This window comes from Pseudomonas sp. TWR2-1-1 (genome assembly GCF_049897045.1).
Taxonomy (GTDB): Bacteria; Pseudomonadota; Gammaproteobacteria; order Pseudomonadales; family Pseudomonadaceae; genus Aquipseudomonas; species Aquipseudomonas versuta.
In genome coordinates this window covers 548,804-560,224 of record NZ_JAFCVM010000004.1, presented here as the reverse complement: position 1 = coordinate 560,224, position 11,421 = coordinate 548,804, and the positions used below count along the sequence as shown (strand labels likewise).

The 11,421-nt window shown below is 58.1% G+C and carries 11 protein-coding genes; 5 read left to right on the top strand and 6 right to left on the bottom strand.

Annotation, left to right across the window (positions count from 1 at the left end):
• Positions 1-75: 75 nt before the first annotated feature.
• The 3 genes from ACP7BO_RS13710 to ACP7BO_RS13700 all read right to left on the bottom strand — a co-directional run bounded on the left by ACP7BO_RS13710 (position 76) and on the right by ACP7BO_RS13700 (position 2,380).
• On the bottom strand, positions 76-1,095 hold the full coding sequence (locus ACP7BO_RS13710) for a transporter substrate-binding domain-containing protein (RefSeq protein WP_426210923.1): 1,020 nt from the start codon (positions 1,093-1,095) through the stop codon (positions 76-78).
• 1 nt (position 1,096) lies between these two features.
• Positions 1,097-1,792 (bottom strand): response regulator, encoded by a 696-nt coding sequence (locus ACP7BO_RS13705; RefSeq protein WP_426210921.1) that lies wholly within the window; start codon positions 1,790-1,792, stop codon positions 1,097-1,099.
• A gap of 324 nt (positions 1,793-2,116) precedes the next feature.
• Positions 2,117-2,380: a hypothetical protein gene (locus tag ACP7BO_RS13700; protein ID WP_125863015.1), complete on the bottom strand. Its 264-nt coding sequence runs from the start codon at positions 2,378-2,380 to the stop codon at positions 2,117-2,119.
• On the opposite strand from ACP7BO_RS13700, the gene ACP7BO_RS13695 reads away from it, so the two are divergent.
• Positions 2,370-3,065, top strand: coding sequence for a response regulator transcription factor (locus tag ACP7BO_RS13695; protein WP_397456104.1), 696 nt, complete (start codon positions 2,370-2,372; stop codon positions 3,063-3,065). The genes ACP7BO_RS13700 and ACP7BO_RS13695 overlap by 11 nt on opposite strands.
• Before the next feature lie 70 nt (positions 3,066-3,135).
• On the opposite strand, the gene map is transcribed toward ACP7BO_RS13695, so the two are convergent.
• Positions 3,136-3,924 carry a type I methionyl aminopeptidase gene (gene map / locus ACP7BO_RS13690; RefSeq protein WP_426210918.1) on the bottom strand — a complete coding sequence of 263 codons (789 nt, stop codon included), beginning with the start codon at positions 3,922-3,924 and terminating at the stop codon, positions 3,136-3,138.
• The gene (locus ACP7BO_RS13685; RefSeq protein ID WP_073509041.1) at positions 3,921-4,163 is read right to left on the bottom strand and encodes a ParD-like family protein; all 243 of its coding nucleotides are present in this window, start codon (positions 4,161-4,163) and stop codon (positions 3,921-3,923) included. Before ACP7BO_RS13685 ends, map begins: the two co-directional genes overlap by 4 nt.
• Before the next feature lie 269 nt (positions 4,164-4,432).
• Here ACP7BO_RS13685 and ACP7BO_RS13680 point away from each other — a divergent pair, with 269 nt between their 5' ends.
• From ACP7BO_RS13680 to ACP7BO_RS13670, 3 genes are read left to right on the top strand one after another with little or no spacing between them, the layout of a single operon-like run.
• On the top strand, positions 4,433-4,987 hold the full coding sequence (locus ACP7BO_RS13680) for a sugar dehydrogenase complex small subunit (protein ID WP_397456106.1): 555 nt from the start codon (positions 4,433-4,435) through the stop codon (positions 4,985-4,987).
• A gap of 14 nt (positions 4,988-5,001) precedes the next feature.
• A complete protein-coding gene (locus ACP7BO_RS13675; protein WP_397456107.1) occupies positions 5,002-6,591 on the top strand; it encodes a GMC family oxidoreductase in 1,590 nt (529 codons plus the stop codon).
• A gap of 3 nt (positions 6,592-6,594) precedes the next feature.
• Positions 6,595-8,052 (top strand): c-type cytochrome, encoded by a 1,458-nt coding sequence (locus ACP7BO_RS13670; protein ID WP_426210915.1) that lies wholly within the window; start codon positions 6,595-6,597, stop codon positions 8,050-8,052.
• A gap of 98 nt (positions 8,053-8,150) precedes the next feature.
• Here ACP7BO_RS13670 and poxB read toward each other — a convergent pair whose 3' ends face one another.
• Positions 8,151-9,872, bottom strand: coding sequence for a ubiquinone-dependent pyruvate dehydrogenase (gene poxB / locus ACP7BO_RS13665; RefSeq protein WP_426210913.1), 1,722 nt, complete (start codon positions 9,870-9,872; stop codon positions 8,151-8,153).
• Between the two features lie 166 nt (positions 9,873-10,038).
• Here poxB and ACP7BO_RS13660 point away from each other — a divergent pair, with 166 nt between their 5' ends.
• Positions 10,039-11,226, top strand: coding sequence for a low temperature requirement protein A (locus tag ACP7BO_RS13660; protein WP_426210911.1), 1,188 nt, complete (start codon positions 10,039-10,041; stop codon positions 11,224-11,226).
• Positions 11,227-11,421: the final 195 nt, after the last annotated feature.

Below are 11,421 nucleotides of genomic sequence, written 5' to 3'. Positions count from 1 at the left end.
CATGCTGGCGGCCTTGAACTTGAACTCACTCGAATAAGATTTACGCATATCCAAACACCTCAGATTTGGGCGCAATCATAGCGCCCGATTGAAGTGTCCAAAATCATTAGGCCAGTTCACATTCATCGGGGTGCGGATTTCATGGCTCATCATGGCCAGGAAACTTGACTTGGCCGCCTCGCTTTTCTGCGCAGCTTTTTGCGCCAGCATTGCGCGTCGGGTCATGAAGGCCAGCGCCGAAAGCAGTAGCGCAAAACAAATCAGCTCTATCTGGTAGTAGCGGAAGATCATCCCCCATGACGGGGCGCCGTAGTCGGTGCGATCCAGCCAGCGGTCAAAGATTTCGTCGATGGTCGAGGGCGGTAACCGGGCCAGTGACTTGTTAATGATGGACAACAGTTCCGGCGACTTTGGGCTGACCCCCATGCTGCTGACAATCGGCATGTCGGACAGCACCCCGGACATGTGCAGGGTGCCGAAAAACTTGCGCGAGATGATCATCTGCAAAACGCTGTCCATGCCAATCGCCGCATCGGCATCACCTTCGGCCAACGCCTGCAAAGCATCTTCCGGGTCGTTTATCAGTAGAAGTTTGACCTCGGGAAACTCTTTGCGCAGGTAGTGCTCGTAGCCGCCACCGCCTTTGACCGCCACCACTTTGCCGTTGAGTTTGTGGGGCGAAAACAGCACCGGTTCACCTGTGCGCGTCACGACGATGGTGGAACCGACGAAAAACACATCGGAGAGCAGCAGTTTTCTGGCTTGATCCTTATCGATCAGGGCTTTGGACACAGCGGTGGTCAGGTCGATTTTCCCCTCAGCGATGAGGTCGAGGGTTTGCTTCCAGTTTTGGGTCGGGACCCGTTCGAATTGCAGCCCGCTGATTTGTGAGATCTCACGCAGATAGTCACGGGTCAGGCCTTTGTGTTCCCCATTCTCGATGTACTCGAGCGGCCAGTAGGAATCGATGGCATAGCGCACCACCGGATGCTCATGCATCCATTGCTTCTCTGCCTCGGTAAAGGCGTAGGGGGAATCAGCGTAAGCCCGGCAACTGATCAACAGTGCCATCCCCAGAAGCATCAGCCTTCGCATATCAACGGCCTTCCAGCAGGTAGCGGACCTTGTACAGCTCGTTGTCGTTACTCAGCCCGAGTTTTTTGTACGCGGCTTGTTTCTGGGTGCTGATGGTTTTGATGCTGCGCGAAAACTTCTCGGCGATCTGCGTCACCGACATGCCTTCCAGGCAGCAGCGCAACACTTCGTGCTCGCGCACGCTCAGCGCTGCATTGGTGGCAAGCATTCGTAAACTGTCGTTGTCGTCTGCCATGGCAGCGGTCGAGGGGTCACCGGTGGAGATTTCCTGTTCACGAAACTGTTCGCTCATGGTTTCGGCCAGGTAGGTCTTGCCCGATGCCACGCGGCGAATGGCAATCGGTAATTGCGCCGGGTCCACTTCCTTGCCGATAAAGCCGTCGGCGCCGCTGCGCATCACCATGGCCACGGTGGCGGGTGTATGCAGCGCCGAGACCACCAGCAAACGCATGGTGGGGAAGCGTTTTTTCAGGCCCCGCGCCAGGCTCAAACCGTCGATTTCATCCGGGCCCAGTGAGTAGTCCAGCAGCACCACGTCGACGCTGTCTTGTTGCAGCGCGGCCAGCAGTGACTGACTGGTGCTGAAACTGCCTACAACCTCAATATCGGGCTGTGCCCTCAGGCTCAGCTCCAGACCGTGCAACATCAGCAGGTGATCATCCAGGAGCATGATTCGAATCATTTTATTAGTGGACATGACCTGCCTCGAAGAGACTTGTCGTCACCGCGCACCATAGCTGTTGCGAGTGTCGACGCGTCGTTGTTTGATGTGATCAACATGGCTCTATACATCCGCCTGCAGGGCTTCAGAGTAATAGATTATGTCCCGGGGAGTGTGCAAGGATAGGAATATGTGCCCGGATCGTGAAAGCGCTAACGGTGTTGAACTTGGCGAGTGTCGTACGGTTTGCCGATAGGGTAAAAAAGTGCATCCTTTTACAGGCGGTGAGTAGCCATCACCGGTAGTTGTCTTGCACTTGGCAAAATGCATGGCGAAACGAAGTCAGCGGCGGTCGTAATATCAGGTGGCCATAAGCGTTATAAGCTTTTGTTTTTTGAGATGATTCTTATTTTTGTGGTGAGGTGCCGACATATCATGTTCCGCACTCTTGAGGGGAGCTGGGGTAATGATGATGGCGCTGGTTTGAACTCTTTGAACTTTGGCCTTCAGTACATTGATAGTGATGAAAGTGCTTGTATAGAACGTCCCTGATAAAGGGTCATACGGAGTAATACCTGGATCAGCAACGCTGAGAGGTAAAGAGGATCTTGCCATGGCATCCATGTTGAACCCGATTCGTTTGATGCTGCTTGATGATCATGCGCTGATCCTGCAAGGCATATCTCTGTTACTCACCCCTCATAAAGATATGCAGATTGTCGGCTGCTTCACCCGCAGCCGTCAGTTGCTCGAAGCCTTGCGCGCCAAGAGTGTGGACCTGGTTGTGATGGACTACTCCCTGAGCCCCGGCGAAGTTGACGGCCTGAATCTGATTCGGGGTCTGCGGCTCAGATATCCCGATACGCGACTGCTGGTGGTTTCGGCCATGCATACACCGGCGACGGTGGCCCTGGCGATGCGTTGTGGTGCGAGTGGCTTTCTGGGCAAGGATATGAGCACCGATGAAATTGTCGTCGCCATCAGAAAAGTCGCAGCCGGCCAGGTTTATTTGCACCCTGCGATGGCCATCGAACTCAAACACAACGAGGTTTCGACCCGCAGCGCCGTGGAAATATCGGCCGACAGCTGGTCTGACCAGGGTGAGCTGACCGGCTTGAGCACACTCTCCATACGCGAGCGAGAAGTGCTGCGCTGTTGTCTGGAGGGTTTGTCGGTGACCAAAATTGCAGAGAAATTTTCTCGCAGCATCAAAACCATCAGCACGCAGAAGCAATCTGCCTACAAAAAGCTTGGCATCACCAGCGACAACGAACTGTTCAAAATCCGCTCACAGTTCGAGCACGGCTGAGGCCTGTCACTGATTCTTGTGGGAGCCTGACAAGCCCGCTCCCACACTGGCTTGCACACTCAGGCAGGCATCAGATGGCGGGGTATTCATCGCTGGCGTCAGGCCAGGGGCTGAGTACTTCGAAGCCGTCATCCGTCACTGCAACCATATGCTCCCACTGCGCCGACAGTGACTGGTCCTTGGTCACCACAGTCCATTGGTCAGCCAGGGTTTTTACATGGCGTTTACCGGCGTTGAGCATGGGCTCAATGGTGAAGATCATGCCGGTCTTAAGCTTCATGCCCTGTCCCGGATAACCGTAGTGCAGGACTTGCGGCTCATCATGGTAGACCTTGCCGATGCCATGGCCGCAGTACTCGCGGACCACGCTGAAGCCTTCTTTTTCGGCCAGCGACTGGATCGCATGGCCAATGTCACCCAGGGTCGCGCCCGGGCGCACCACACGAATTCCGGCGCACATGGCGTCGTAGGTGGTTTTCACCAGGTGACGTGCTTGCGGATCGGGTTCGCCGACGAAGTACATGCGGCTGGTATCGCCATACCAGCCATCCTTGACCACGGCGATGTCGATATTGACGATATCGCCGTCCTTGAGTGGCACGGCATTGGGGATGCCATGGCAGACAACTTCATTGACCGAGGTACAGACAGTTTTCGGAAAGCCGTGATAGCCGACGTTGCCGGGGATGGCCTTCTGCACATTGACGATGTAGTCGTGGCAGATCTGGTCCAGCTGGTCGGTGGTCACGCCCGCTTTCACGTGCGCGCCGATCATGGCAAGCACTTCGGCGGCCAGCTTGCCGGCAATTTTTGACTGGGCGATCTGTTGCGGGCTGTTGATGACGACGTTGGCTCTCATTGATCAGCTCCTGCAGTGGCTTCAGTGCGCAGGCACAACTGTTTCAAATCAAGCCCTCCATTGAGTTCGGCGCCAATCAGCAGGCGGCAGATCTGGTTGTGATCCAGGTCGGGGTGCAGTTCGGTCAACATGCCGATACGCATCCAGTGCTCTGCTTGCGCGTTGATCGAGCGGCTCAGTGCGTTGCTGGCCACCCGCAGGTTCTCATGCATGGCGTCCGAGATTTTTACAATGCCCATCTAAATGCTCAATATGAAATGTATATGAAACGTATATTAGGCGAGGACGGGTCCAAATCGCAACCTTGAGCCGGGCCCAAGTTCTCCAGGGCGCCCCATCCCTGTAGGAGCGAGCTTGCTCGCGAGCTTTTCAGCGCGCTCTTGAAGAGCTCGCTCCTACAGCGGGGGCCGGTATTCATGAAGCTCGATAACCAATCTCTGTAGGATGTTTACTCATTCTTTGTAACAACCTGATTTATCGAAGGTCTAGGTGTCAGCCTTTATTTTTGATGATCAAGGAGATTTATGTGATATCCCGCAGAAAGTTACTGTCTTCTGGCGCTGCTTTAACCGGTGCCGGGCTTCTTTCTTCATCCTGGGCGGGTTCGGTTCTGGCACAAGGCATCAATAATGCCGCCACTAATGATGTCGAACTTTTGCACCAACTTTCCCTGTTCCTCACCGAGCGCGATGCGCTGGACCCAAGCCTCACGCTGCGCGTGCTGGCACGCTGTACCGAGGCCGATCCGCTGTTCCCGGAAAAAATCAGGGGGCTGTGGGGCAGCATCCGCCAGCAAGGTTTGGGCCGGGTCGCCATGTTGAGCACCAGCCCGGTTTATCAGAACCCGCAGTACAAGGACACGGTGCAAAAAATCGTCCGCGCCTGGTACCTGGGCTACACCGGCACCCCGGTCAGCATGCGGGCCGTGGACGACACCCGGCTGGTGACTTTCACCGGCGCGCTGGCGTATACGCCGACCCTGGATGCAACCGTGATCCCCACCTATTCGCGGGGGCATACCAACTATTGGGTTGATCCGCCGTCCACCGTCGCTAACGATTAAAACAAGGGGTACCCATGAGTCAGGTCTTTGATGCTGATGTCATTGTTGTTGGGTCCGGAGCCTTGGGCAGCAACGCAGCTTTTGAATTGGCCAAACATGGCAAGTCAGTGATTATTCTGGAAGCCGGTGAGGCCATTCCCCGCTGGAAAATCGTTGAGAATTTCCGCAACTCTTCGAATAAAAGTAACTACAACTCGCCGTACCCGAATGAGCCCTGGGCGCGTCATTCCTACGACGAGCAATACATAGAAAACATCGGCTCGTTCGAGTTTCGTCCGGGCATGTTGAAACTGGTCGGCGGCACCACCTGGCATTGGGCGGCAGCCTGCTGGCGCTACCTGCCAAACGACATGAAACTCAACACCCTGTACGGGGTTGGCCGCGACTGGCCGATGGAGTACAGCGAGCTGGAACCCTATTACGCCCGGGCCGAAGTGGCGCTGGGGGTATGTGGCAGCGATACCCAGGATCAAAGCGGGCATAACGGTGAAGCATTCCCGCCGCGTTCGACGCCTTACCCCATGCCGCCAGAAGGCGATACCTACCTGTTTCAGCGTCTTCGCGCGCGTCTGGCCCCGGCCGGCTATGTGTTCCTGCATGAGCCCAACGGTCGCGCCACCACGCCTTATGACGGCCGTCCTGCGTGCAGCGGCAACAACAACTGCATGCCGGTGTGCCCGATTGGCGCCATGTATAGCGGTGATGTTCACGCCCGGCACGCGCAGCAAGCGGGCGCCAGGCTGCTGACCGATGCAACGGCTTACAAGCTGGAAAAAGGTGAGGGCGGCAAGATCACCGCCGTGCATTACCGCAGTTCAAAGGGCGACAACGTGCGGCTCACCGCCAAGTACTTTGTGGTTGCCGCCAACGGTCTGGAAACCCCCAAGCTGTTGTTGATTTCCGACGTGGCCAATTCCTCGGACCAGGTGGGGCGCAACCTCATGGACCACACTGGCCAGGGGCTGCAGTTTTTGGCCGATGAGCCGGTATGGCCGGGGCGCGGTGCGGTGCAGCAAGGCGGGATTTTCAACCGTCGCGATGGCGCGTTCCGCAAGGAGCGGGCGTCGGTCAAACATGCCTTTGCCAACAACGTGCCGAACATGGCCGTGGCCAATCGTCTGATCGAGCAGGGCGTTTTCGGCAAGGAGCTGGACGAGCGGATTCGCCACGATGCGGCGCGCTGGGTGGATGTGTCGACGGTGTACGAAACCTTGCCGCTGGCGAGCAACACTATCCGGCCGAGTACCACCCGCACCGATGCCCTGGGCATTCCGATGATGGTGATCAATTACGAAGTGGGTGATTACGTCAAAGCCGCCAAGCCCGGCGTAGACGCCGACTACGCCGATTTCGTGAAAGTCATGGGCGGTACCGTGGTCGAAGACAACACCGGCTGGCAGAACCGCGATCACCTGATGGGCACCGTGATCATGGGCAGTGACGCCAAGGACTCGGTGGTCAACCACGAGTGCCGTACGTTCGATCATCCAAACCTGTTCCTGGCCACCACCGGCGTGATTCCGGCGTCGGGCACCATCAACCCGACACTGACCGGGGTGGCCTTGAGCATTCGCCTGGCCGACATCATTGCGCGGGAGGTCTGAGCCATGAATCCATATTTCTGCGGGCTGCGCCCGCTGGTTGCCCTGTGCAGCCTGTTTGCTTCGCTGTCCGTGTGGGCGGCTGAAGACAATGCAGCGCTGCTGCGCCAGGGTGAATACGTGGCCCGTGCTGCCGACTGCGCTGCCTGTCACCGTACAGTGGAAAAAGGCGGCCCGGCGCTGGCCGGTGGTTATGCCATCGACTCGCCCATGGGCAAGATCATTGCCAGCAACATCACCCCGTCCAAGACCCACGGCATAGGCGATTACACCGAGCAGCAGCTGGCCGATTCCTTGCGCAAAGGGGTTAACGCCAAGGGGCAGCGGTTGTACCCGGCCATGCCCTATACCTCGTATCAGGGCATGAGCGATGAAGACATTCATGCGCTGTATGTGTACCTGCAACAGGGGGTCAAACCGGTAGACAGCGCCGTGGCGCCGACCCGACTGGCATTCCCGTTCAATATCCGGCCGTTGATGTTTGGCTGGAACCTGTTGTTTCTCGACGGCCAGGGCTTTGTTTCCAAAAAACCGGACGATGCACAGCTGACTCGCGGGCAATATCTGGTCGATAGCCTGGCCCACTGCGGTGCCTGCCATACCCCGCGTAATGCGCTGATGGCTGAAGACCCCGAGCGCTATTTGTCGGGCGCTGCACTGGGCGGCTGGGTCGCGCCTAACATCACCCCGGACAAAGCCACCGGCCTGGGCGGCTGGAGCAATGACGAGGTGGTGGCGTTCCTGAAAAACGGTCACGTCACCAACAAGGCGCAAGCGGCGGGCGGCATGGCCGAAGCGGTGGAGAACAGCCTGCGGTTCTTGACCGACGATGACTTGCAGGCCATGGCCGGCTACCTGAAAACCGTCCCGGCGATTGCCACCGGTAATCATGTCGCCAGCAACCCGCGCAACGTAACGCCGATCGACATGACCACCCTGGAAACCGGCCAGCTCGATCAGGCAACGCTGGCCGATGCCAACGAAACCGACGGCGCGCGACTCTACAACTCGGCTTGCGCCAGTTGTCACGGGCGTGACGGGCAGGGCACCGGCGACGCGTTTTATCCTTCCTTGAGCCAGAACAGCGCGTTGACCGGGCTGCATCCGAATAACCTGGTGATGGCAATCATTCAGGGCATAGAGCGCAAAGGCGCCGATTTGCAAGTCAGCATGCCGGCCCTGGGGAGTGACCTGAATGATCTGCAGATTGCCGCGATTGCCAATTACAGCCTGCAACGCTTCGGCAACCCGTTGCTCAGTGTTGACGAGCAGGCCGTGGCCAGCCTGCGACGCGGTGGCGATGCGCCGTTGTTGGTGGTGGCGATGCCTTATGTGATCTGGGGTGGGGGCGGGTTGTTGCTGTGCTTGATCGTCTGGGGGCTGGTGGTACACCGCAAGCGCAAGCGCGAGCGTGAAATCCGGGCCAAAAGGATAGCGCTGAACCGGCGTTTCCATTCGCGGTAACACCATCATTCTGTAGGAGCGAGCTTGCTCGCGAGCATTTAGTTGTTTGGTTGAACAGCTCGCGAGCAAGCTCGCTCCTACAGGTATGGGGGGTGTTTTCAGCGCGTCAAATTGACCTTGGCCAGATCAATCAGCTCGCGGGCTCGACCATCCATCACGGTTTTAAGCATGAACAAGCTGAAACCCTTGGCTTGTTCGAAGGTTTTGCTCGGCGGCATCACCAGTTCCTGGCGGGCGCTGACCACGTCGACCAAGACCGGGCCGTCATGGCTCAGCGCTTCACGCAGGGCCGCTTCCAGCTCGTGGGGATGTTCGACACGGATCCCTTTGACCCCCATCGCTTCAGCCATGGCGGCAAAGTTCGGGTTTTTCAGGTCGCAGCCCACATCCGGGAAGCCGGCCGCTTTCATTTCCATTTCTACAAAGCCCAGGGTGCCGTTGTTCAGCACTATGACTTTGATCGGTAAACCGACCTGATTCAGGGTCAGAAAATCGCCCATCATCATGGTGAAACCACCATCCCCAGACATGGAAATTACCTGCCTGTCAGGGAAGGCCGCTTGCGCGCCGATGGCCTGCAACATCGCATTGGCCATTGATCCGTGGTTAAACGAGCCCACCAGCCGGCGCTTGCCGTTCATTTTCAGGTACCGCGCAGCCCATGCCGTGGGCGTACCCACATCACAGGTGAAGATCGCGTCCTCATCCGCCAGTTCGTTGACCAGGCGGTTGAGGTACTGCGGGTGGATGATTGAGCTGTCAGGGCCGCTTTCGGCCAGGGCATCGAGGTCTTCGCGGGCTTTTTTGTAGTCCTTGAGTGCGGTATCCAGGTGCTGGCGGTCAGGGTTTTGCTGCACTTTTGGCAGCACCGCCTGCAACGTCAGTTTTACATCTCCGATCAGCCCCAGCTCCAGCGGGCAGCGATTGCCCAGTGCTTCGGAGCGCAGGTCGATTTGCGCGATATAGCCGTGCTCCGGATAAAACTGGCGATACGGGAAATTGGTGCCCAGCATCAGCAGGGTGTCACAGCTCATCATGGCCTTGTAACCCGATGCAAAACCGATCAGCCCGGTCATGCCGACGTCATACGGGTTGTCGTATTCGACATGTTCCTTGCCGCGCAGTGCGTGCACGATCGGGGCGTTCAGGCGCTCGGCCAGGGCCAGGATTTCCGGGTGGGCACCGGCGCAGCCTGCGCCGCAGAGCAAGGTGATTTTTTTGCCGTCATTGAGAAATGAGGCCAGGCGCTCGATGTCGGTATCGTGCGGACGAACCATGGGCAGGCTGGGTGTGAGCCAGTTGGGCACTTTGGCCTCGGTGGTTTGCAGCGCCACGTCTCCCGGAATCACCACGACCGCCACCCCGCGTTTGGCGATGGCCATGCGCATGGCGCGTTCGAGCACTTGCGGCAACTGCTCGGCCCGCGAGACCAGTTCGACGTAATGACTGCACTCCTTGAACAGGCTTTCCGGGTGGGTGGCCTGAAAGTAATCAATGCCGATCTCGCTGCCAGGAATATGCGCGGCCAGTGCCAGCACCGGCACGCCGCTGCGGTGGGCGTCGAACAGGCCATTGATCAAATGCAGATTGCCCGGGCCGCAACTGCCGGCACAGACTGCCAGCTCGCCGGTCAAGTGCGCTTCGGCACCGGCGGCAAAGGCTGCGGACTCTTCGTTGCGCATGTGAATCCACTGGATCTGTTCCTGGCGCCGCAGCGAGTCGGTGAAAGCATTCAAGGAATCCCCCACCACGCCGAACACACGTTTGACGCCGGCTTGCTGCAGGGCTTCGGTGATGAAATCGGCAACCGTTCTGGCCATGAGAGACTCCTTGAAGTAAGAATGCGGACGAAAGCAGGATAGACACAGCATCCGACCTCGCAGGTTTTTAAAACGTTCGATGAACAAGTATTCATGCGCATAAGGCGCGTCTTTGCAGAAGCCGTCTTGCCGGCTCCTGCAGCCAATGCTTCCCGGAGGATCCGACATGACCCGCTCCCTTTCCTTGCTGCGCGGCCGAGGCAGTCATGACAGTGGCAAGGTCGGTATGGTCGAGCTGTTTTTCGACCTGGTCTTCGTGTTTGCCGTGACCCAGCTGTCCCATTCATTGCTGGCCAATTTGACGGCGTTGGGTGCCGTGCATGTGGGCTTGTTGCTGGTTGCCGTGTGGTGGGTGTGGATCTTCACCTCGTGGGTGACCAACTGGCTCGACCCGGAGCGTATTGCGATTCGTATTGGCCTGTTTGTACTGATGGTGGCCGGGTTACTGCTGTCGGTGTCGATCCCTCATGCCTTCACGGATCGCGGGCTGCTGTTTGCGGGGGCCTTTGTGTTCATGCAGGTCGCGCGTTCGGCGTTTGCCATGTGGCTGGTGCGCGCCGAGTCGCCCAGCCTGGCGCGAAACTTTCAGCGCATCTTGATCTGGATGCTGTTGTCGGGGGTGTTCTGGATTGCGGGGGGAGTGCTCGAAGGCAATCAGCGTCTGGCCTGCTGGGCGCTTGCTCTGGCAATCGAACTGGTGTCGCCGTCATTGTTCTTTTGGGTGCCGGGTCTGGGGGCCTCGACCCTGGACGACTGGAACGTTGAAGGCAATCACATGGCCGAGCGATGCGGGCTGTTTGTGATCATCGCCCTCGGCGAGTCCTTGCTGGTGACGGGGGCCACCTTTGCCCAGCTGAGCTGGAGCGTTGCAGGTCTTGCAGCCTTTGTGGTGGCGGTGCTGGGCAGCATTGCCATGTGGTGGATCTACTTCGACAGCGGCGCCGAGCGGGCCCATGAGCGCATTGCCCACGCCAGTGATCCCGGGCGCCATGCGCGTCTGGCCTACACCTACATTCATGTGCTGATGATCGCCGGGGTGATCGTCAGCGCGGTGGCCGACGAGTTGGTGTTGATGCACCCGGGGCACGCAACAAATGCCGCAGTGATCACCATAATGGCCGGGCCTTTCCTGTTTTTGCTGGGATGTGCGCTGTTTAAATGGGTGATGTCGGACCGACCGCTGCCACCGTTTTCCCATCTTGGCGGTATGGGGCTGTTGTTTATGCTGCTGCCGGCGGCATTGGCGCAGGTCTTTTCAGCGTTGATTCTGGGGGCACTGACCACCCTGATTTTGATCATCGTCGCGGGGTGGGAGGCGGTGTCCTTGAGTCGCGGTCCGATAGCCAATGTTTAGCGGCGCTGCAAGCAAAGGTATGAAAGTCTGTATTTGACCTCCCTGGGCTGGCGTGTGAGGCTGGCGTTTCTTTGCAGGCAATGGTTTTAGCTATGAGGCTTGGCCCCACCAGAATCAGGTACCACTGGCTGTCGCACGTTTTAACGTCAAGCGGTGGGCCTTGCTCCGGTTTTTTTGCCTGTTCAATCGTGTCTG

Coding starts and splice junctions, on each gene's coding strand:
- ACP7BO_RS13670 (WP_426210915.1), top strand. CDS start 6,595: ATGAATCCATATTTCTGCGGGCTGCGCCCGCTGGTTGCCCTGTGCAGC.
- map (WP_426210918.1), bottom strand. CDS start 3,924: ATGAGAGCCAACGTCGTCATCAACAGCCCGCAACAGATCGCCCAGTCA.
- ACP7BO_RS13700 (WP_125863015.1), bottom strand. CDS start 2,380: ATGGATGCCATGGCAAGATCCTCTTTACCTCTCAGCGTTGCTGATCCA.
- ACP7BO_RS13705 (WP_426210921.1), bottom strand. CDS start 1,792: ATGTCCACTAATAAAATGATTCGAATCATGCTCCTGGATGATCACCTG.
- poxB (WP_426210913.1), bottom strand. CDS start 9,872: ATGGCCAGAACGGTTGCCGATTTCATCACCGAAGCCCTGCAGCAAGCC.
- ACP7BO_RS13685 (WP_073509041.1), bottom strand. CDS start 4,163: ATGGGCATTGTAAAAATCTCGGACGCCATGCATGAGAACCTGCGGGTG.
- ACP7BO_RS13695 (WP_397456104.1), top strand. CDS start 2,370: ATGGCATCCATGTTGAACCCGATTCGTTTGATGCTGCTTGATGATCAT.
- ACP7BO_RS13680 (WP_397456106.1), top strand. CDS start 4,433: ATGATCAAGGAGATTTATGTGATATCCCGCAGAAAGTTACTGTCTTCT.
- ACP7BO_RS13710 (WP_426210923.1), bottom strand. CDS start 1,095: ATGCGAAGGCTGATGCTTCTGGGGATGGCACTGTTGATCAGTTGCCGG.
- ACP7BO_RS13660 (WP_426210911.1), top strand. CDS start 10,039: ATGACCCGCTCCCTTTCCTTGCTGCGCGGCCGAGGCAGTCATGACAGT.
- ACP7BO_RS13675 (WP_397456107.1), top strand. CDS start 5,002: ATGAGTCAGGTCTTTGATGCTGATGTCATTGTTGTTGGGTCCGGAGCC.